Genomic DNA, 20,859 nt, shown 5'->3' on the forward strand with positions numbered 1-20,859 from the left:
CGAGTAAACCGTCCCGGGCAGCACCGCCCACATGAAAGGAAAGCGAAGCTTGCCGTCCTCACGGTGACTGCTCGTGAATCCCGATAAGTCGCGTAAAATCCAGAGCTGAAATACGATCGCAAACGTCTCTTTTAACCGAACCATGCGATCATGCCGGCAAATAAAGACGATCAAGGCAATCAAACCGGCGAAAAATAATGAGGCGACCATCGCATACAGTGTAAAAACAGCGCCCGTCATGGCCCCTAACGCACCAAACAGCTTGACATCTCCGGCCCCTACGCCGCCCACCGCATATAGCAGCAGCATCGGTATAAATCCGCATGCCAGCCCCGCCGCCGAGAAAGCAAGCCCGTACCCGCCTTGAGCCATTCCATGCCCGAGCAAACCGGCGCCAATCCCCGCTGCCGTTAACCAATTCGGTATGATTTGTTTACGAATATCCGTTGCAAAAGCAAGCGCAAGCATCATTCCAACCATCCACCAAGCCCACATGTTCATCCTCCGATCCAGGCGCGTTCCGTCGCTTTTTTGCGCAGCACAACCGTTTTTTTGAAAAACGGCAGCAAAAATGTATAGCTGTACTGCGCTTCAACCGTGACGTATGCCGATGTCCCCGCGTTGAAATCCGGCAGCTGTAAATCCGTCACTTTCAGCTTTTCCGGTTGTAAGATGCCGGTTTCCGCAAACGAGGCGATTATCGGCGTCGCCGCTTCCGCCGCATGACGGCGAATGCTCGTTTTCAGCTCCTGCGTCGACTCGCCGCCCTTCGCCTCCAGCTGTTCCCGATACGATTTCTCCCAAGCCATCAGGCGCACAATCGGCTCCGGGATGAAGCGGCTGTAATTATCGGTGAACGATTCCGCGTCCACTACCTGCTGCCTTGCGGCGTTAGCCTGCGTCACCACCTGATCGAACCAAACGCCGGGCGCACTCGCGGCCCATTGCTGCTTCGCCTCGTTGTACAACAGCTCGACCGGATACATATTCGAGGCGATTACTTTTGCCGTTTCGGAAACCGTGGATTGAAGCGCCATTTCGCATAGAGACAGACGGATAAACGATACGAGCAGCAGAAGCAGCGAGAAGAACAGCGGCAGCACCAACGCCGCTTCCAAGACAATTCCGCCCTCACGATCTTTCACCCACCGCATGCTGTTCACCTCCAATCGGACCCCGAAATAACTTACCCTAGTAGCGCAAATCGGCCGTCTTGGACAAGCTGCATCTCGCTTTATCCGCCCCGCATGCGGCAAAGCCGTTATTTCCCAATAGACGCGTCACACCGCGCATAAACCAGAACGAAAACGCAGTCGAAGCGCTGCCGGACAGGTAGGTCGCGGTTTGGGTTAAATCGACACCCGTATTTACATACACCAGAGCCTGAATACGGGACAAGAGCGCCGCTTCCTTACTGTGCAGCAGCAAAAAGATGCGCAAATAATCTTTATAGCTTAAAGCGATCGCCGAACTAAGCTTTTTAGAAACCGGTACCGAATCCCCTTGAATCAAAAGCGCCATATCCTGCTGCGCTTGTACGGCCCCTTCGGCAACAGCCGCAAGCAGCACCAGCAGCGGCGAACCGGCTGCCAGCGAGTTGGCGTCCGGGGCAAGCAGCGCCTCCGCAACGCCAATCGCAAGACGAAACGCAAACATCTCCGCATAAGCAAGCGAATAATTGCCTGCGCAAGAAGCGGCGCCATAGATCATATACTCCACCTCCTGGTTGGCAAGCGGATGCTGCTCCGGCATCGAAAGCTCTTTGGATGTACGGATGCGGCCGTACGAATCTTTCTCCATTCCGAGCGTCCGGTAGCTGAACTTGCTGACGGCGTAATCATCGATATAATACTCGTCCCGAACCGTCGAGAGGACGTTCTCGAGTCCGGATGCCAGTTTAAGCGCGCTCAAACCCGCCTGATCCGGATTATCTAAAGGAGCCGTCGGGACGGAGACAAGGTTATCCTGCTGACGATTCATCTCCATGAACGTCTGGAAATAGCCTTTTACCCCCGGCGTTGCCGGATTTCCCTGAAGCGAGTGATACAACGATTCGTAAGGGTCGACGCCGGAGACGAGACTGCAAGCGCCGATGCCGCGTCTCACTTGATCCAATACGGCTTGCGTTTTCGCCCGCTGCTCCCGCTTCGCGTCTTGAATGTTCTTCTGGCTTTGACTTCTGCGATTCATCTCCGGGGACATGCGTGTCCACGCGGTATCGAGCGTTTGCTTCGAGCCTTCGACCGCAGCGATCGTGTTCGCATATTTTTGCTGCGTAAACCAAATACCGTCGTTCATTTGCGCATGAAAGCCGGAAAATTGAGCGACGGCTCCGCCCGCATCGGCCTCCCATTGATCCAGCTCCTGTTTGCCGATCACTTGCACCCGGGCGAACACGTCGTCCGCTTTTGCCGTTGTGGAAGAGCCCCCTCCCCCGTTCTTGATTTGCTCCATTTCGGCGTTCAACGCATCGTTCGCTAGTACCGTTTGTTTGAACGCTTGCTGGAACCGGATGAGTTTCGTATGGAGCTCGTCTTGATCCAGCGCGGTTTTCCCTTGAAGGACCAGCAGCAGTTCGCCGTAACGCACGAAATTGGCTATCAACTCCTCGTATTGGGTTACCGTTTGCATCGCAATCTGATACTGGCTGGCGAGCTCGGCGCGGGATTGGGCGAGCTGCGCGATCGCTTGAACGGCGCCCGCGCCCGCCTGCGCCAAGGAATTGATTGAACCGTCAATGCTGCGGATCTGGTTCTGTAAGGCAGTCGCCTGAGCCTTGGCCTGCTGAAGCGCCAAACGCGTATCTTCAAGCGTATGAACACCGATACGCGCGCTCAATTCGTTCAAATCGCGCAGCTGCGTTTGATAGAACGGCGTGATGTCCGCCGATTTTTGCTTGATCGCGGCGAACTCCTGCCATGCCTCGTTCATCTTCTTGTCGCGCTCCCCGATCAGAGCCTCCACTTTAGAGGCGCGTTCACCGAACCGGGAGGCGTCTCCCATCGCGGCCGCAACACCGTTTTTCTGAAATTTGTCCACAATTTCCAGCGCAAAGTTAAGCGGTGCGCGATACTTCATTTCCTCTAAGATTTGCTGCCTCATCGTTTGATGATTGGATAACGGATATATTGGAGTCACTTTGGCCGTTCCCGGCACTAGCTCCTGACGCATCCATACGAATCGGTCGGCTCCCGCAGAATCCGACAAATTGTCGGACACCGTCTTGGCGAATTCGCCGTTCGCATCGACGGTTCCCGTTTCTATGGCGTACAAGCCGTAAGCCTGCAAATTTTTGGAATACGCGGACATGACGGAGCGGACACCGGCTTTCACGGCCAGCTCCGCCTCCTGGTCCGCCGTTTTCCAGCGTAAAACGTCAATCAACAAACCTAAGAACAAAAGCAGCGGCAGTAAAATCATCATGAGATACATAGAAACACCGCCCTTTTCGCTTCGCCACCATCGCTTGAAGCGGAACAATCGTTCACCTCCCGCCGTTCTCCTCATTCATGGAACACAACGACGATGCCGCTGCGCTCCAGCTCTTTCCTCAAGCCTTGCGACAGCTTGATCTTATCCTGATTCGAGGTTTTGAAAAAATGCCAGACGACGCCCTTTACTTGCACACCTTTCTTTAACAGCTCGAGAACTTTGGGCATTTGGACCTCGCGTAAATTTTTTTCATTGAACGTGTAGTAGGCTTGATGCGCGACGCCGGATGCGTCAAGCGCGTCGATCGTCCGTTTGGATTCGGGAGTCGCTTGAACGATCGTCTCCGTCCCGTTCACCAACAGCCGCACATACTCCGCCGCTTGCGCATGGCTCGTAACCGGCACCGGCTGCTTGACGTCGGAGGCGGGCTGCACCATGGCCGCCAATGCTTGTTTCGGCTTGATGCGCCCTTGAATTTCCGAGATGAATGTCCGCGTAAGGTCCGTCAAGCGGATCGTTTCGACCGGCTCGACGACATATGACGCAGCGAACGCTTCGAGCTCGGTGGACTTGAACCAGCGGCTCGCCGTTGCCGGCACCTCGATGTTCCTCTCCAAAGCCGCCCGTACGACCCTGAACAAACCGTAGTGCTGAAACGACAACGAGCCTCGTACGGAAACATCCAGCAAGCCAGCCGTTCGGGCCAATTTTCCGGCCGGCCCTTCCGCTGTATCGCTTTCTCCTGCAGACTGCGGTAAAGCTACGCGAACCGGGCTCATCGGGTTCGCCACATTAAACCATTGCGACAGGCCGTCGTCAGCCAACCGCCAATAAAGTCCGTCCCCGGCTTCAGGCCGGACCGCTCCTGTAACCATGTCCTTCCGGCTGTTGTCCCAGACATAGGCCGTTCGTTCCGCCAACCGGCCCGCGTTGAAATATAAGCCGGACTCGCGGTACATCATCACCGCAAGCCACAAGAGCGAGAACGTCAACAGCACGATAATCGGCAGCGTCCATGCAGCCTCCAGCGTAAATTGTCCTTCCTTCGCGGAGGCCAGACGCCTCAGCCGAGCCGCCAAGCCCTTACGGAATAGCAGACGCTCCATGAGCGGTTACGGGGTCGTTTGCGGCTGGCCCAATTGATTCCCTGTCCCGCGCAAATTGCTCGTTTCCGTATTAATTTCGGAATCCGCGCTGTTGAACAATTGCTGCATCCACTTCATGATCCACTTACGAAAAGCTATCGCTATAATCAGCAGTACCGCGACGATGAGCAAAATCTCCAGCGTCCCGAGCCCGTCCTCCTCCTTCCAAAACCGATTCCATGCCTCTCTAAATGCGAACATTCCCCATTCCTCCCGCTTCGTAAAAGATGATTAGGCCGTCATTAACAAGGCTGGAACGGCCACGATAACCATGACGATAAAAAAGATAAGCACCATCGGAAATACAAGCTTGGACGACGCTTCTTCGCCAAGCGTCTTGGCAAGCGCCTTCCGCTTATCCCACAGCGTCATGGACAGTTCGCGCAGCGAAACGAGCATCTCCTCGCCGCCGCGTCTGTAGTTCAAAAGCAGCGTTGTTGTAAACAAGGTCGTTTCCTGGAGAGAACACCGTTTGCTGAAATCCTCCATGCATTTTGTAAAAGAACCATTCATTTTCAACGCTCGCGCCGCCTCGGAAAGCTCCATGCGCAGCGGATCGGCCGATGCCCCGGTTTTGTCGGCGATCCGGATCAATGCCTGCTGCACCGTCTCTCCCGCTCCGACGAGCAGCATCAGCTGATTCAACACCTCCGGCAGCTCGATCAGCATCGAACGCCGCTTGCGGATCAGGGCTCCCTGCTCTCTCTTGTACAGCGCCAGCGGTGTTCCCACACCTAACAACAGCCCGTAAACGAGCATTTCGGCGTTATCATCGAGCAGCGACCCGAGCAGCGTAAAGAGAAGCACCCAGCCCCATCCGATCAGCACCGATCCCGCGACAAACCACCGCGTATGCGTTAAGGCAGACTTGGCGCCATGCAAGCCGATCATCACTTGATGAACATGATGGAGCGGTTCGCTCAGCCTTTCCGCAAGCTGCAGCCTGTCGATCACGCACAGGGCGGCAGCCGCTGCCCAATACAGCGGGTCTTTCGGCAGCAGCCGGCGGAACTCCAGTAACCAGGAAGCGTACGACCGGTGAGACGACACCGCCAGCATAGTGGCCGCCGTGACTTGCAGCAGCAGCAAAACCAGCATCCACGACATACGCCGCTCACACCTTTATGTCCATAATGGTTTGAATCCACAGTCGGCAAATCCACAGCAGCAGTAAGGAGCCTGTCATAATCAAATGCCCCGTTCCTTCGTAAAGCGGCAGCATATAATCGGGAGCGCTCCACGCGATCACGGCGACAAAAACGACAGGGGCGACGGCCAGCACTTTTGACTCGAACTTTTTTTGCGCCAGCAGCACCTGCAAATCCTGATCAATATCGAGCTTCTCTTGAATGAGCAGTGTCGTTCTGCGCACGACCTGCACCAGGTTGCCTCCTGTCCGCTTGCAAATGACAAATATATCGGCGAATTGGGAAATTTCCTCCACGTGCGCACGCCGGGCGAAACCGATAAATGCCGATTCGATGCTCTCTCCGTTGTCCATGCGCCGGACCATCATTTCCAGCTCCCGGATAATCAGGGCCGAGGCATCGGGATACAACAGTCTCAAATCGTTCAATGACTCGCGGATGGCGCTCTCCACCGATCTCCCGGCGCTTAGCGATGAGGAGATGGCGGACAACAGCTGCTTGAATTGAATTTTTAACTGCGCTTTGCGTTTCAACAACAGCTGCTTCCGGCGAATGGCCGGGAAGGCGAACCCGGCACAAGCGAACGCCAGCACCGCAAACGGATGTCTATAAAAAATCCATGCCACACCGCCCGACAATCCGGCTCCCAGCAGTACCGTCCCCATCCACTCGCGGCTCGACAAACGGATCTCGTTATAATCCACAACTGCATGATTGCTTTCTTCGCCGAACTGCCCCCGTTTGATGAATTCCAGCTTACGGCGGAACGAAATCGCCTTCTTCATCGAATCCATATCACGCCTCCTTCCGCAGCTTTGCTACAGCAAGCCGCTCATGTGCAGCTTGGCCAGTTGCCGCTGCTCATTGCCGGTCGGCACCAGGCCGCCGATAATCGGACCTTCCCTTTGATCGCCCTGCTCTTCAAACCGGTACAACGGATTCAATACCACCTCCCCCTGCACGATTCCGGCTACCTCGCTAATCTCGGTTACTCTTCTTGAACGATCCCGGAGCCGCTGCAAATGGACCATCACGTCAATCGCGGATGCCATCTGTTTGCGAACGACATCGAGCGGCAATTGCGCCCCGCTCAAAACCATCGTTTCCAAACGGCTTAGCATATCCGTCGTCGAATTGGCATGACCTGTGCTCAAACTTCCGTCATGCCCGGTGTTCATTGCCTGCAGCATATCGAGCGCCTCGGCGCCGCGAACCTCTCCGACGACGATCCGGTTCGGACGCATCCGCAGCGAAGCGCGAATCAGCTCGCGGATGGAGATTTCTCCCTTGCCCTCGGTGTTGGCGTTGCGTGTCTCCAACCGTACGACATTCGGTATGCCGCGGATCTGCAGTTCTGCCGAATCCTCGATCGTAACGACCCTCTCGTCCGGCGGAATATGCTGGGCCAGGGCGTTCAGGAACGTCGTCTTGCCCGAACCCGTGCCGCCGCTGATGAACACATTGTATTTGGCTTTGACCAAACGGATCAGCCATTGCGCCGCCTCCTCGGATATCGCTTGCATGGCGATCAAATCGCGCATGCTTAACGGATGAGCGGGAAATTTTCGAATCGTCATCGTCGGTCCGTCCAGTGCGATTGGCGGCAGCACGACATGTACACGCGAGCCGTCTGTCAATCGCGCATCCACAACCGGACTGGATTCGTTGACGATGCGGTTCACTTTGCCGACGATCGCCTGAATCGTATCTTCCAGCTTCTCCCGGCTTTCGAAAGCCAGATCTGTCTGTATCATTTGCCCGTGCTTCTCGATAAAAATCCGTTCATGAGAGTTGATCATAATTTCCGTAATTTCCTTGTCTTCGACCAGGGGCTGGATCACGTCGAGCCCGCGGAACGAATCGAAGATGTCCCGCACCAGCTTATGCTTGCGTCCGGCCGAAATAAAGTTTTCCATCGACCGGGTGAAAACTTCCGCTTCTATTAACTCGAGCAGCTGCTCGTCCGAAAGCGAGGACCCGTAGTCGATCCGATCTTGAATGGTCAGCTTCAGCTGCTGCTTCAGGTCGATCCAGCTCTGTTCCGCCGTCAAGGCGAACCGCCCCCTCGAACAAGCGCCGCAGCCTCGTCGGCAAATCCTCTCAACAGCATGCGATCCGCTTGCGCGACATTTTTCCATTCCGGCACATACGGTAACCGTGCGCTGACCTTAAACGAGTACGATGCCATATCATTGGCCTGGGTGCCGGTAAACCGGTTAAGGACGAACCGGACTTTAGCCTGCAACTCCTCTGCTTCCTGCTGATGACGCAGGCGGCGGCTTTCGAACCAATCCTTCGACTTTTGCAGTTGAATGACGTCATCCGTCAACGGCCAGAGCACGAGACCGGACACTTTGAGCAGCTCCGTCGTCAACGGCCCGTCCGAGGAATCGGCATCCACGATGATCCGATCGTAGATCCCGGCTTTCACGATGCCTTCGAACAGCCTCCTGATGTCGCAAGCCTCGATGTCGTCCCATTCCGCCGGGTGCGTAAGGGGCGGAATGAAATCGTATTTCCATGTCGGGTGCGTTCGCTTTAACTGCTCAAGCTTGGCCGGGATTTGCTCAGGCCGCGTTTTGGCATAGTACAGCAGCCGGGAGAAAGTCTCGCTCGTTTCGCTCTCCATCGGCTCGGTTTCGTACCAGCCCCGCGACGGCAGACGCTCCAAGGAAAGACATAACGTGCGCTCCCCATGTTCGGCGAGCTGCGCGGCCAGATGGACCGCGGTTACCGTCTTGCCGCTTCCTCCGACCGCCGAATAAACGGTAATAACGCCGGAACGTTTGCTGCCCCGAAGCGGTTCCAGATAGCTGTACTCGTTATAATGAGAAGCAACCGACGACAGGAGGCGGTTCAACGGCTGGTACTTGAACAGAACCGGATACTCCAGCACCCCGCCGGTACGCTCCGTCTCACTGACGATAACAGTGCAACCCGTCTTCAACGCGAACAGCGCTTCATGCAGAGGCAGCCATGCTTCGTGCACCAGCACAATTTGCGGTTGTCGCGTTTCCTCGACGAATCGAAACCCTTCTGCCCGAGACGTAAACCAATGAAAGCTGAACCGCTCGGCAAACTCCGAAGAACGGATATAAGCGGAAAGCATCCCGCCGAAATAGGTGTCGGCATCCAGCAGCACGAGCTGCATTTTGGCCATTAGGCCGTCCCCTCCTTTCTTGCAGCACAAAAAACACCGTTGTCGGGGTAATATCCCTGACAACGGTGCTTCCGCTGCTTCTTTTATTGAATTAATTCGTATTATATCATAAATACTGGAAATGGCAAGTGCTATGACAAAAAGCCACAAGGTAACTACGCAGTATCTTCTTGAACTGCTGCCTGAGGGTCGTCGAAAATATTTAATCGCATACTTATTGTTCTTCGTTTGCCCTTATTGATTTCTTCATTCAAGACAAAGTTGTTTTTATAATAAAAATCAGTCACGTGCTCATCATTCTCTATATCTGCGTCCACAGTAATAAATTTGCAAGCAACAGAGTCATTGACCTCTTGAGCAATACCTCTCGCAAGTTCAATCATCAGTGACCCAATTCCCTTATACTCCTGCTGGTAGATACTGCTTACAGCAAGTTTTCCAATTTTAATTGCCGGAAAATTGGGAAACATAATTTTCTCTGGGAAATGGGTTGTTCTCTCATCAATACTTAGTCTGATAGAATCAGAAACAAGTGCCATGTAAGCAACTATATCCGCATTCATCTTGTTAATAAGTAAAAACGTTCGTGAGATATTAAGTTCTTGAAACTCCAGTGCCTGTTCTTTTAAGAAACTCTCATATTCAGCAATTGAGCATTGGAATTCTTCAATTCGATAACCCTGAGTGAGATTGACTAAGCTGAAATTATCTATATAATCCCCAATAGATTTCTTCAAATAAGTTAACCTCTCAGTTTTTTAAGCAGACTTTGTGCTCTAAGATTTCTTTCAACTGCCGACGGAGACGGCTTTTTGAGTGCTTCTTTCAACAATTCGTCAGCATATTTCCCTTTTAATTCAGGTGTTTGGGTAATCGGTTTTACAGCAGTCCCCATTTTCTTTTCTCTCCTTTTTTTCACAGGACACCTCCAAAACATTCGGTAGATTATCCTATGAGAACATGTTGTTGATCATGTATAAACTCATCAATGATTTGGCATAATATGATGTTGCGTATTCCATGGTAACGTTACATTGAATATACCATTATTCCCCTATATATCTCAATAGATCTTAAAATGTTGTGTCGATTATCCGTGAATAGGGTTATTCCATCTCAATCCTACGGAAAGCGTTACCAAAGCTGCAAAACAAATAACCTATGGCCATCGACCATAGGCTTTTGCTTCTCGGGACTCTGTAAAACTTCCAAACTCAATCCGATACTCATAAAACAGCAAATGGCAAGCCAATTATCGCCTAACGAACGACGGCCGCATAAGCTTGCTTGTTCCGCTCGATTTGGCGAATGTGCGTATCCACGTGGCGATCGAACATGCGCACGATGTCCTCCAGCGTGTGCTTCCCGGTCACGTTATGGACGGCCGTTCGCTCCCAATCTTCCGGCTTCAATGCTGTGAGCACGGAAACCATAGAAGCGCGAAGCGCTTGAAACAGCGTCAAATACAACTGCATATCGAGAGACTGGTAATCCATTCGCGAAGCCCATGCATCCGGGTCGAATTTGAACAACAGCGGATTCGGCTCCGAGAGCGTCCGCTTCATGCGGTCAACCCCCACCATCTCCGCATCGCATACGTGAATGACAACTTCTTTGATGCTCCACTTCTCAGGGGCCGGCTTGAATAACAGCTCTTCATCCGTTACTCCCTCGATAGCTTGCACCAGTTTATTGTAACCTTCCGCATAGCTTTGCACCAGCGTTTCCATGTCCCCAAACCTCCCGCATGTTAGTAACGGCATGCCGCCTTCTGTCAACGCTTGGCCGCCGCGATCATCCACACCTGCTTCTCTTTTGCATACCGGGTCATGACCTGCTCCTCGGCATTCAGAAGCGTCCAGCCGCGGAACAAACGATCGACCTGTGCCCGGTCGAAGAACCGCTTCAATTGGCCTTCCCACGCATAATAATGGGGCTCCACTTCCGTACCCTGCCCGGCGCCGTATTCCTGATCACGCGTGGAATTAACCCGGCATAACAGCAGTCCGTCCGCTGAAAGCACGCGACGAATGTCGTCGACCATGCATACCGTTTCCGCCCATGAAAAATAATGCAAGCAAAGATCGGCGATCACGGCCGAGGCGATTCCGTCGTCAAACGGCAGCCGTTCCCGCAAATCCAAGCGAACCGTCGGCACACCGGGCAGACGTTCGTTTACCCGTTTCAAGGCTTCCCCGGATCGATCGCAGGCGATCACCGGCCAACCGCGCTCAGCCGCATACAGCGTATTGTTGCCCGCGCCGCAGCCCAAATCGAGGATGGGACGGCCACTCCTCTGCTGCAGCATCTCCGCATACGGCTCCAACCATAAATCGTAACGGAGGTTTTCCGCCTGATGTCCAGCGAAGATCGCATCCCAATACGCTTCCGACGTCATACGCCTTTACTCCTTCTACTGACGAATGAGGAACAAGGTCAACTCATCCCGGTTATGAAAAAGCTGTTTAGCCTGCTGCAGCGTCATCGTGCCCGCGAAATCATCGACGACTTCACGGATCGTCTGAAACGCCTTCTTATGCATCAGCTTCACGGTTATGATCGCCGTGCCGCCGGGCTTCAGCGCATACATCAGCTCCCGGACAAGCTTCGTCATTTGGCGATGGCTCCAGCTCATGTCGCAAACGAGCAAATCGAATTGGCCCGAGACGAAAACGACTTCATCCGCTTTCTTGGCCAAATAGGTCAGCTTCGGGTGCTTCACCAGCGATGCGTCCAGCTTCGCCGGATCGACGGCGGTGACGGCGAGTCCCCGTTCAAGCAGCAGGCTTGTCCAGCCGCCTGGCGCGGCGCCAATGTCAAGCGCATGCTTGTATTGGCCGAAGTCCAGCCCGAACGCCAGCTCCGCTTCCAGCAGCTTGAATTTGGCCCTCGACACTTGACCGTCTTCCTTGCGGAACCGTACAGCGCCGCCCGCCCAATCGGACAAGTTATGCGCAGGCCGCGACAGGCCCGTGAACAACGATTCCCCCGTCATGTATACGGACAAAATCCAATCCGCCTGCCGGACGACGGGCACGGCCGAAAGCTGCGATTCGAGCAGCGGATCGATGATGGACTTGATTGCTGACGGCGACGGAAGCCCCGTCTCCGTCTCCGGCTTGCGCGCTTGCACCGCAATCGCCGAGCCCGTCGGCACGAACGGGCGATACGCTTCCATCGCCGACTTTAGCGCCGCAGCGGCTTCTTCCAGCGTTCCGTTCCAGGACGTCTGCGCATCCACCGGGCACATATGCCGCAGAAATACCGGCTCCGCCGCAAGCACGCGACGTACCGCCTCTTCCCGCTCCAGCTCCACGGTAAACGTGAACGTTTCTCCGGGCGCCAGCCAAGCGAAACGAACCGCGGCTGGCGAGAACAGCCGCCGCAATTCTTCCTGCGCCTGCTGGGCATAACCGCGATTGGACGTGCCGATCAACATCGCTTCACTCATCCCGTCACCTTGATCCAAGGACGGTCTCCGAACCATTCGATCCGGATCGGCACCTGGAACGCCTTCATTAAGTTATCTTCGGTCAGCACATCCCGCTTCGCGCCGGAAGCGATCACTTGGCCTTCCTCAATCAGCAGCACATGCGTAAACATCGGAACAATTTCTTCCATGTGGTGAGTCACGTAGATGACGGTCATCTGCTCACCGCCAAGTACATTGATATTTTCCAGCAGCCGCTCGCGTTCATACAGATCCAGTCCGGCACACGGCTCGTCCATAATCAGAATCGACGGACTCGTCATGAGCGCTCGCGCCAGCATGACCTTCTTCCGTTCCCCTTGGGACAAGCTGCCGAGCGGCTGATCCGCCAGCTTCAGCAGATGCACCTCGTGCAGCTTATCCAGCGATTTCTCTCGAATGCCTTGCGGGATCGTTTCGTAAAATCGCAAAAATCCGAATTCCCCGGTAGCGACGACTTCCCATACCGGATCGGCGGGATTCAATTTCTCATAAAGCGACTGGCTGATATAACCGATGCTTTTGCGCACCTCCCGCACGTCGCACTGTCCGTACGTATGGCCTAGAACGCGTACGGTACCCCGAGACGGAAACTGGTATCCGTTCATCAGCTCGAGCAGCGTCGTCTTGCCGGAACCGTTGCGGCCGAGCACGACCCAATGCTCTCCGGCTCGGATGTTGAAATGAACGCCGGCCAATATATGGCGGTCGTCGCGGATAAAATGGATTTGATCCATCGATAATACGTCTGACATCAGTACACACAACCTATTCTTTAGCGGGATGAGCCAGCTCCATGAGCAGCTCGGGCGGCACCGGGCCGTTCACAAGCGCCACATGGTCGGGCTTCTGTTGGTACAACATTTCATACATATGCTTCCTGCCGGCATCGCTGGACGTATGGAGGAAGATTCGTTTCGGGTAAGCGCGCAAGGATATCATGGCGCGGACGACTTCAAGCCCGTTCGGGAAACCCCAGCCGAGGTCGTAATCCAGCGACAACACGTCAACCTCATATTCTTGCAGCAGCAGCAAACACTCTTCGAGATTGCGAGCCAATACGAAACCAGGCGGACACGCGCGGAAATCATCCAAATATACGTGGATCACCGTGTACCCATCTCCCTAATATAACAAATTTCCGATTCATGCGTAACGCCGCGAGGAACAGGGGTTTCCAGCACGACCGGCAAATTCAGGCGCTCACGCAGCTTGCTTGAGCCGAGCATCGCGGCAAAACGCTCCTCGCCCATTTCTCCATGACCGATCCGCGCATGCCGATCTTTACAGCCGCCGCGCGGGTAGAGCGAGTCGTTCAGATGAATCGCTTGCAGATCGGCCCAATAGCCGGTTTGCTCCATCCGCTCCTCCAGCTGCCGCCAGCCCTCCGACGGCGAAGATGGCCACAGTCCGGAAGCGAATGCATGGCATGTATCGAAGCAAAAGCCGACCAGCTCCGGCCGCTCGCAAAGCCGGCGTACCTGTACAAGCTCCTCCAGCGTCGTCCCCATCATCGTTCCTTCACCGGCCTGATTCTCGAGCAGCAATAACGTTTGCCCGGCATAACCCGAAAGCACTTCATTCACACATTGTATAATATTTTTGTAGCCTTGTAACGGGTCTTTTCCCCGGAATTTGCCAAAATGAACGACAATGCCAACGGAGCCGCATGCGTCCGCAATGTCCAGATCGTTGCGCAGCGAATCGATCGTCGCTTGCCGGAGCTCGCCCGGATCCGCCGCAATATGGGTAGGATAAGGCGTATGGGCGATCGACCGGATCCCGCGCTCCCGGCAGTAGGACGCACAAGCGGCCGCATCCTGTCGCTGGAACACTTTGACGGTCAGGCTGCGCGGATTTTTCGGGAAATATTGAAACGCGTCGGCTCCTAACAGGGTGGCGGTTTTGGCCGCTTCCAGGAAGCCGCGTCGGATGCTGATATGACAGCCGAATTTCATGTCCTCACCACCGCCCTTCTACGATTGGCACGCCGGACAGCAGTACGATTTCTTCGAGGAAACATCCTCGCGTACGATCGTACCGCCGCAGCGCAAGCAAGGCTCCCCTTCACGGTCGTAAACGCGGCACCTGCTATCGAAACCGCCTGTTAAACGATCGCCGGGGTACAACGGCATGTCCATATAACCGCCGAATTCCGTCGCTTCCGCCAGCACTCGCCGCATGAACAGATATAAGCGTTCGAATTCTACCGGCTGCAAAGACGCCGGTTTACGGGCAGGACGCAAGCCGGCGTCAAAACAAATCTCGTCGCTGTAACAATTGCCGATTCCCGCCAGCACGCTCTGGTCGACAAGATTGCTTTTCAGCGTTCCCTTACGACGGGCAAGCCGTTCCGTAAACGCCGACTCCGTGAACGACGGCTCGAACGGCTCCGGACCGAGCTTGGCGAACAGCGGCTGAAGCTGTCCCGCTTCCACGACATGCAAGTAGCCGAGCCGCAGCCCGATAAAATTCAAATACCGCTCCCCGAAGCCGATGCGGACTTGAACGGTACGCTCCGGCTTCTCGGCTTCTGTCCCGTAGAACAAAATGCCTCCGAGCATCAAATGCAGCACTAACGTCTCTCCTGACGTCAAAGTAAACAGCAAATATTTCGCCCGTCGCTCGACCTGGCGGATCGATTGTCCGCGAAGCAGCCGGTCGAACCGTTGCGACTCTATATTGATTGATTTCTCCCGCGTCACTTCCGTTTCCGTGATCAGACGGTTCACGATCAATCCGCTCAGCAGGCGGCGGTAATTTTCCATTTCGGGCAGCTCTGGCATAATGACACCCCCTCGACATAGTCTTCCTCTATATTTCCATGTCGAACCGGTTTTATGTACCGCATCCCGGGGCTCACATCCGCTTAAGAAAAGTCCGAGAGCAAATCCAGCTGTGCAGTGCCCGTTCGTTTCTTAGGCGATTTGCCTGATTGGCCTTCGGGACGGCACGCTGCTGACTTTGCGGCACCGGATAAAGCGCTCGCCGCTTTCCGTTCCAATCGTTCGATCCGTTTCATCAGATCGGCTGCTTCCGGAGAGGGTTCGTCCGTCGTCTCGGCCGAACGCCGACGCTGCCCTGCCTTCGCGACGCTACGTTTCAACGCGTCGCGTCGCCATAACACATCCTCCGCCTCACGCGCGTACTGCAGCGCCAGCTCCAACTGTTTATCCTTGTGTTCGTAGTACATCGACAGCTCGATGAAAGGCTCGAGCGCAGCCGTTCGCTCCCTTCCCATGCGACGAATGTACAAGTTCCACAGCGCGAGCGCCTCTTCGTACCGTCCGTATTTCTTGAAATATTGAGCAAGCGGCAGCACGCAGCTGTCCAATTCGGCCCGCTCCGGCTCCGCCTCCGTATCGTGCTCCGTCAAGTCGTGTGCCAGCGCCTCCATCGTCACCATAGCCGCATCGTATATTCCGCACTTCTCCAGCCACTTGCCATAGCGGAACCATTCTTCCCGTCCGAACTCCTGCACGTCGTCCCCATCCGACTCGTACCCAAGCAGCCGGGCCAAATGAATAGCCAGCCCGGCCAGCGTCAGCACATCCCATTCGTTATGCCGGAACACGCCGGACAGCACCTCGGGGTTGCGCTCGGCCAAATATTTAAAATACAGGACGGGCGCCATCGAGCCGGGCACATCGTCGCTTCGGAATACGCCGAGCCGGGACGTCTCCACTTGCCCCAGACGCACCGAAGGCAGCGTCCGCTTCCATAGGCTGCGGGACGGATACAGGAAATCGAGATGTCCCTCCGGTTCGGCCGGCAGTGGAATTCGATTGAGGATGAACCGGTTGCGGACGATCGGCCAGTCGAACGATTTGCCGTTGTAGGAAATCAGAACCGGCCGCTCGGCAATTTTAGTTTGTAAATAAGCGAGCATGGACGCTTCTTCGCCGGGATGGCGTATGAGCATCTGCTCAACGGTAAACCGATCCGCCTCCATATACCCGATTCCGATCATAAACGGCACATTCCCTGCTCCCTGCCCGAGGCCCGTGGTCTCGGTATCGATGAACAGCAGCCGCTCGACCGCCGTAGACGGCGGCTGCTCCGGCTCATTCGGGACAACACCCGCCGATTCGGAGCCGGGGGTATCGTCCGGCGGCTGTACGGCCGGCTGAGCGCCGCGTCTTCCTTTCGTACCGGGACGCTTCCCCGTCGCCAGCAGATGCTGCAGCCGTTCGGCCCGCTCTCTCAGCTCGCCAAGCGCATGTAGGCCATGCTCGTGGTCGAGCCCGAAGTGGACGCGCCGCATCACAAAATCGCCCCACTCGCCCGGCTGCAGCTCCGCTCCCAGCTCACGCCAGGCCAGCGTCTCCGCGGACTCCGGCTCCGCCTGCGGACGATTCGCCTCCCGCTCCGCTTCGTCACGCCCGCTCTCCGCTCCCCCTGCCGCCTCGTTCCACAGACTCCCACGCTCCCCGTCGCGGGCGGCGAGAACCTGCCCGCCCTCCGCGGTCGTCCCCGGGCTCAGCTCCCCGCTTCCCGCCGAAGGCTTCTTGTGGCGCAGCAGCCTCTCGCGCAGCGAGCTCATCGCCGTCCACCCGCCCGCATCAGCAGGTCGAGCGCCAGCCGCTTGCCGGTCAATCCGACCTCCTCGATCGGACCGACGCAGGCCGGGCAGCCGCTCAAGCAGCCGCACGAATCGATAATCCGCCCCGCTTCCCGAAGCAGCTCTCCGTGCATCTCGTACAACCGCTCGCTTAACCCGACGCCTCCGGGGTATCGGTCATAGAAGAAGATCGTCGGCTTCTTGTTATGTACGGCCTTCACTTGCGGCACGACGCGAATATCGTGCGGATCGCACATGAGATAAAGCGGCGCGATATGCACGAGCACGTTCGACAGCCCGAGCAGCGCAAACTGCATGTCGTTCACGGACATGTCCGCCGCCATTTTGTCGTCGAACGTAAACCAATAGGAGCTCGTGTGCAGCTCTTCTTCCGGCAAATGAATGGGACCCGAACCTATGTTCTCGTGCGTGTTCAATTTGAGCTTCTTAAAAATTGTCGCCTTCGCATTGACCGTAACCTCGCCGTATTGCCGCGTCAGCCCGAGCTCCTCCGACTCCCGCTGCACATGCAGCACCTTGAGCTGTACGGCCAGGTTGGCGTCCGTGAAATAATCGACGTTGACCTCGCGGACGTACGCCTTCTTTTCCTCGTAATCGAGCTTCTCTACCTGAAACTGCACGCCCTCGTGCAAATAAATCGCCTCTTCATGAATAAGCGTCGGCGCGCTGAAGCGGTCGACCTCGCCGAGCACCCTGGCCCCATTCGTCATATCGATGATGATGAAATTTTCCTGGGCCGCCGAACGCAGGCTGATGTCATGTGCCGGGAACGACTGGTCCATCCAATGCCAGCGATCCTTCGCCCGATGCAGGATGCGTTCGTCGGTCAGAAACTCCAGAATATCGTGGAGCGACTCGCCGCCGAACGTCTCGTCCGCTTCGAACGGCAGCTCGTAGGCGGCGCATTTGACGTGATCGACCAGAATGATCAGGTTGTCCGGTTCGATCAGCGCGCGCTCCGGCGGTTTTTCGATGAAGAATTGCGGGTTTTGGATCACATATTGATCCAGCGGATTGCTGCTCGCCACCAGGAACGTAATCGAGCTCTCCTGCCGCCGCCCCGCCCGGCCCGACTGCTGCCAGGTGCTGGCGATCGTTCCGGGGTAACCGTTCAGCACGCACGCCTGCAGCTGCCCGATATCGATGCCGAGCTCCAGCGCGTTCGTGCTCACAACGCCGCGAATATCGCCGTTGCGCAAGCCTCGTTCAATCTCACGGCGCAGCTTCGGCAAGTACCCGCCGCGGTAACCGCGGATCGTCTTCGGTCCGAGCTCGTGAGCGACCAGCTCCTGCAGGTAAGTCAGCAAAATTTCGACCCGCACGCGGCTCCTTGCGAAGACAATCGTCTGAATGCCCTGCTTCAGCAGCAGCCCGGCGATTCTCCGCGTCTCCAGCACGCTGCTCTTGCGGATGCCAAGCTGCTGGTTGACGACCGGCGGGTTATAGAAGACAAAATGCTTCTCTCCCGACGGAGCCCCGTTATTGTTCACGAGCGATACCTGCTCCCCGATGAGGCGTTCGGCATGCTCCTTCGGATTCTCGATCGTCGCGGAAGCGCAAATAAACTGCGGATTCGAGCCGTAAAACCGGCAAATCCGCTTTAGGCGCCGGATGACGTTCGCCACATGACTGCCAAAAACGCCGCGATAGGAGTGAACCTCATCGATGACAATATATTGGATATTCTCAAACAGCTTGACCCACTTCGTATGGTGCGGCAAAATCGCCGAATGCAGCATATCCGGATTCGTCACGACGATATGCCCGGCGTTGCGGATCGCCTGCCGCACGTTCGGCGGGGTGTCGCCGTCGTACGTATGCGTCTTCAGATCCGCCCCCATCACCGTCGCCAGCTCCTGCAGCTCCGCAACCTGATCCTGCGCCAGCGCTTTGGTCGGAAACAAATAGAGCGCTCGCGCGCTCTCGTCGTTCAGAATGCCTTGCAGCACCGGCAAATTATAACATAACGTCTTGCCTGAAGCGGTCGGTGTAACCGCCACGACGTGACGACCGGCCGCAACCTCGCGGAAAGCTTCGGCTTGATGCGTATACAGCCTGCCGACGCCGCGAGCTTGCAGCGCATCGCGCAGCTGCGTATTCAACCCTTCGGGAAAAGCTTCGTAACGCCCCTCGCGAGCGGGGATCGTGTGCCAATAAGTGACTTGGTTCATGATCTCCGGGGTGTCCCGAACCAGGTCGATCAATTCGTTCATGGAAGACACTTTACCGGTCAAACGGTTCATGCAATCGGACTCCTTCTGACGGACGCTGCAACCGGTGCGGCCGCAAAGCGTCCGCAGGTTGTCAGCCTAGTTTCCTCCATTATACCGAATGTCTGTTCGATCCATCAACTTTATTTTCGATATCATCCGCGAGCGGCTTGGCGCCCTGCATAAAGTTCGGGACTTCGAACTTCACTTTATCCTGCCGCCTGAATCGCTCGCAGCCTGCCTCGCTGCCCGGTATCATTCGTCCGATTTCCCGTATCATTTGTCCACCATCTTTATATACATAGAATGGAGCGTCTTCCCTTCCATTCTTGATAATGAGGTGAGTTCCATGATTCCGAAGCTTATCGAAGCCTGTCCAATAGGCGAACAAGTCGTCAACATGCATTCGCCCCGTCTGTACCTCGCCTTCTCGAGCTTACCCGAGAAAAAGCGAACCGCTGTTCAGGCCGTGGCGACCGCATGGAAGTCACGGGAGGCCGCTGCGGGAGAAAGTCGACTCCTATGGTAAATCGCTGGCTGATTCGTTTAACAGCCTTATACGTCTTATGGTTTTTGTGCGGGTATGTGCTGGTAAGCGGAGGTTTCCTGCCCGGATGGCTCACGTGGGTGAACGGCTTTTATTTAATTCTCGGGGGCGTCACCGCCTTGACTTGGTATACCCGTAAATACGGCAGTCGTCAGGCCGCAATTCTGTTCGTCGTCTGTTCGAGCATCTCCTACGCAGCGGAATGGATCGGCGTACATACCCGCCGGTGGTTCGGAGCCTACGATTACGGTTCGGCATTCGCGCCGCTCGTGTTCGGGGTGCCTCTGGCCATCCCGTTCGCTTGGTGTATGCTGCTTATTATCGCGAAAGCGTTCGCTCCCGCTTCACCTGCTGCGGACGCTTGGCGGGGACTCAGCCTGGCGGAGAAGCTGGCGCCGAACGCCAGGGCTATCAAGCAAGCGCGAGCTCGCAAGAAGCGGCGCAGCTTTTGGCTTCCCGCCATCTGGGCCGCCAGCATGGTGACGGCTATCGACCTGCTGCTCGATCCGGTAGCCGTCAAACAGCGGTATTGGACATGGGTGCAAAAGGAGGCGGCGACCTGGAACCTCATGTTCGATGCAGTGCCGCTTAGCAATTACGTCTGCTGGTGGTTAACGGCATTATTAATAATGAATATCATCAATTATTTGCATGATGAATATATGGTCCGCCGGGGCAACAGGGAAGCGTTTGGCGAATTCATCCCTCTCCTGCTGCTGCTTACGCTGGAATCGTTGTTTCTGACTTTAGCCGTGAAGAGCGGCCTCTGGTGGGCAGCGGCTTCCAATGTCGGGCTTCTCGCCTTGCTTTTCTTATGGAGGCGGAAAGAGGCGTTCTCATGATGGTTGCGCTCAGCGGCCTTCGTGTCGCAGAAGCGGCCGCACGACAAGAAAATAAGACCTAACGGGGCTGCTCCAAGCCGGGTTAGGTCTTATTCTTATGTTTACAGAAGATCGGAAGAATCGTCGTAATCAAATCGAAAACCGTCCTCGGACAAGAGTCTCGATGGCTGCATCGCCGCCGCGGCATTGGTTTTCAGTTTGCTCAGCACTTCTTGGTACGACCGAATGCTGCCTGTTTCGCCCTGGGACCTAATCGCAATTTGCAAGGCCTGTTCGATAACGGCGATATCTTGGCTCGTAAAGTCCATGCCGCAACTCCCCCTA

Annotated in this window: 24 protein-coding genes; 2 read left to right on the forward strand and 22 right to left on the reverse strand. The window is 55.8% G+C overall.

Annotation, left to right across the window (positions count from 1 at the left end; genetic code table 11):
- The 21 genes from PVA01S_RS21580 to PVA01S_RS26800 all read right to left on the reverse strand — a co-directional run.
- The coding region (locus PVA01S_RS21580; RefSeq protein ID WP_244933013.1) for an A24 family peptidase at positions 1–495 on the reverse strand (495 nt) is incomplete at its 3' end.
- A 2-nt stretch (positions 496–497) separates the two neighbouring features.
- Positions 498–1,154 (reverse strand): TadE/TadG family type IV pilus assembly protein, encoded by a 657-nt coding sequence (locus tag PVA01S_RS21585; protein ID WP_127609464.1) that lies wholly within the window; start codon positions 1,152–1,154, stop codon positions 498–500.
- 37 nt (positions 1,155–1,191) lie between these two features.
- Positions 1,192–3,480, reverse strand: coding sequence for a hypothetical protein (locus PVA01S_RS21590; RefSeq protein ID WP_244933014.1), 2,289 nt, complete (start codon positions 3,478–3,480; stop codon positions 1,192–1,194).
- Positions 3,481–3,503: 23 nt separating this feature from the next.
- Positions 3,504–4,538 (reverse strand): hypothetical protein, encoded by a 1,035-nt coding sequence (locus tag PVA01S_RS21595; RefSeq protein ID WP_244933015.1) that lies wholly within the window; start codon positions 4,536–4,538, stop codon positions 3,504–3,506.
- Positions 4,539–4,544: 6 nt separating this feature from the next.
- A complete protein-coding gene (locus PVA01S_RS21600) occupies positions 4,545–4,778 on the reverse strand; it encodes a Flp1 family type IVb pilin (protein ID WP_054796431.1) in 234 nt (77 codons plus the stop codon).
- Between the two features lie 30 nt (positions 4,779–4,808).
- Complete coding sequence (locus PVA01S_RS21605; RefSeq protein WP_230875930.1) at positions 4,809–5,684, reverse strand: type II secretion system F family protein; 876 nt, start codon at positions 5,682–5,684, stop codon at positions 4,809–4,811.
- Between the two features lie 7 nt (positions 5,685–5,691).
- Positions 5,692–6,519, reverse strand: coding sequence for a type II secretion system F family protein (locus PVA01S_RS21610; RefSeq protein WP_127609468.1), 828 nt, complete (start codon positions 6,517–6,519; stop codon positions 5,692–5,694).
- 24 nt (positions 6,520–6,543) lie between these two features.
- The gene (locus PVA01S_RS21615) at positions 6,544–7,776 is read right to left on the reverse strand and encodes a TadA family conjugal transfer-associated ATPase (RefSeq protein WP_244933016.1); all 1,233 of its coding nucleotides are present in this window, start codon (positions 7,774–7,776) and stop codon (positions 6,544–6,546) included.
- Positions 7,773–8,885 (reverse strand): P-loop NTPase family protein, encoded by a 1,113-nt coding sequence (locus tag PVA01S_RS21620; protein ID WP_054799431.1) that lies wholly within the window; start codon positions 8,883–8,885, stop codon positions 7,773–7,775. Before PVA01S_RS21620 ends, PVA01S_RS21615 begins: the two co-directional genes overlap by 4 nt.
- A 155-nt stretch (positions 8,886–9,040) precedes the next feature.
- Entirely contained in the window at positions 9,041–9,622 is a 582-nt protein-coding gene (locus tag PVA01S_RS21625; RefSeq protein WP_127609472.1) for an N-acetyltransferase, read from the reverse strand.
- Positions 9,623–9,627: 5 nt separating this feature from the next.
- The gene (locus tag PVA01S_RS26795; protein WP_155613965.1) at positions 9,628–9,804 is read right to left on the reverse strand and encodes a hypothetical protein; all 177 of its coding nucleotides are present in this window, start codon (positions 9,802–9,804) and stop codon (positions 9,628–9,630) included.
- Positions 9,805–10,144: 340 nt separating this feature from the next.
- Positions 10,145–10,615: a DinB family protein gene (locus PVA01S_RS21630; RefSeq protein WP_054796428.1), complete on the reverse strand. Its 471-nt coding sequence runs from the start codon at positions 10,613–10,615 to the stop codon at positions 10,145–10,147.
- A 44-nt stretch (positions 10,616–10,659) separates the two neighbouring features.
- Complete coding sequence (locus PVA01S_RS21635) at positions 10,660–11,283, reverse strand: class I SAM-dependent methyltransferase (RefSeq protein WP_127609476.1); 624 nt, start codon at positions 11,281–11,283, stop codon at positions 10,660–10,662.
- 15 nt (positions 11,284–11,298) lie between these two features.
- Positions 11,299–12,336 (reverse strand): SAM-dependent methyltransferase, encoded by a 1,038-nt coding sequence (locus tag PVA01S_RS21640; protein ID WP_054796427.1) that lies wholly within the window; start codon positions 12,334–12,336, stop codon positions 11,299–11,301.
- Positions 12,333–13,109: an ABC transporter ATP-binding protein gene (locus tag PVA01S_RS21645; RefSeq protein WP_127609478.1), complete on the reverse strand. Its 777-nt coding sequence runs from the start codon at positions 13,107–13,109 to the stop codon at positions 12,333–12,335. Before PVA01S_RS21645 ends, PVA01S_RS21640 begins: the two co-directional genes overlap by 4 nt.
- 13 nt (positions 13,110–13,122) lie before the next feature.
- Complete coding sequence (locus PVA01S_RS21650; RefSeq protein WP_054796426.1) at positions 13,123–13,464, reverse strand: cyclic-phosphate processing receiver domain-containing protein; 342 nt, start codon at positions 13,462–13,464, stop codon at positions 13,123–13,125.
- Entirely contained in the window at positions 13,461–14,312 is an 852-nt protein-coding gene (locus PVA01S_RS21655) for a deoxyribonuclease IV (RefSeq protein ID WP_054796425.1), read from the reverse strand. The genes PVA01S_RS21650 and PVA01S_RS21655 overlap by 4 nt, the downstream gene beginning before the upstream one ends.
- Positions 14,313–14,330: 18 nt before the next feature.
- Positions 14,331–15,140, reverse strand: a complete 810-nt coding sequence (locus tag PVA01S_RS21660) for an Fpg/Nei family DNA glycosylase (RefSeq protein WP_127609480.1) — start codon at positions 15,138–15,140, stop codon at positions 14,331–14,333.
- An 83-nt stretch (positions 15,141–15,223) separates the two neighbouring features.
- The gene (locus PVA01S_RS21665) at positions 15,224–16,897 is read right to left on the reverse strand and encodes a ribonuclease H-like domain-containing protein (RefSeq protein ID WP_127609510.1); all 1,674 of its coding nucleotides are present in this window, start codon (positions 16,895–16,897) and stop codon (positions 15,224–15,226) included.
- Complete coding sequence (locus PVA01S_RS21670) at positions 16,894–19,179, reverse strand: DEAD/DEAH box helicase (RefSeq protein WP_127609482.1); 2,286 nt, start codon at positions 19,177–19,179, stop codon at positions 16,894–16,896. The genes PVA01S_RS21665 and PVA01S_RS21670 overlap by 4 nt, the downstream gene beginning before the upstream one ends.
- A 79-nt stretch (positions 19,180–19,258) precedes the next feature.
- Complete coding sequence (locus PVA01S_RS26800) at positions 19,259–19,426, reverse strand: hypothetical protein (protein ID WP_155613960.1); 168 nt, start codon at positions 19,424–19,426, stop codon at positions 19,259–19,261.
- A 69-nt stretch (positions 19,427–19,495) separates the two neighbouring features.
- Between PVA01S_RS26800 and PVA01S_RS21675 the strand changes: the two genes are divergently transcribed.
- Together PVA01S_RS21675 and PVA01S_RS21680 are read left to right on the forward strand one after the other, a co-directional pair.
- Positions 19,496–19,675: a hypothetical protein gene (locus PVA01S_RS21675; protein WP_127609484.1), complete on the forward strand. Its 180-nt coding sequence runs from the start codon at positions 19,496–19,498 to the stop codon at positions 19,673–19,675.
- The gene (locus PVA01S_RS21680) at positions 19,669–20,535 is read left to right on the forward strand and encodes a carotenoid biosynthesis protein (protein WP_127609486.1); all 867 of its coding nucleotides are present in this window, start codon (positions 19,669–19,671) and stop codon (positions 20,533–20,535) included. Before PVA01S_RS21675 ends, PVA01S_RS21680 begins: the two co-directional genes overlap by 7 nt.
- A 101-nt stretch (positions 20,536–20,636) precedes the next feature.
- Here the strand turns inward: PVA01S_RS21680 and PVA01S_RS21685 are convergent, their stop codons facing one another.
- Positions 20,637–20,843 (reverse strand): hypothetical protein, encoded by a 207-nt coding sequence (locus tag PVA01S_RS21685; RefSeq protein ID WP_054797400.1) that lies wholly within the window; start codon positions 20,841–20,843, stop codon positions 20,637–20,639.
- Positions 20,844–20,859 lie beyond the last annotated feature (16 nt).

This window comes from Paenibacillus validus NBRC 15382 (assembly GCF_004000985.1).
GTDB lineage: Bacteria > Bacillota > Bacilli > Paenibacillales > NBRC-103111 > Paenibacillus_G > Paenibacillus_G validus.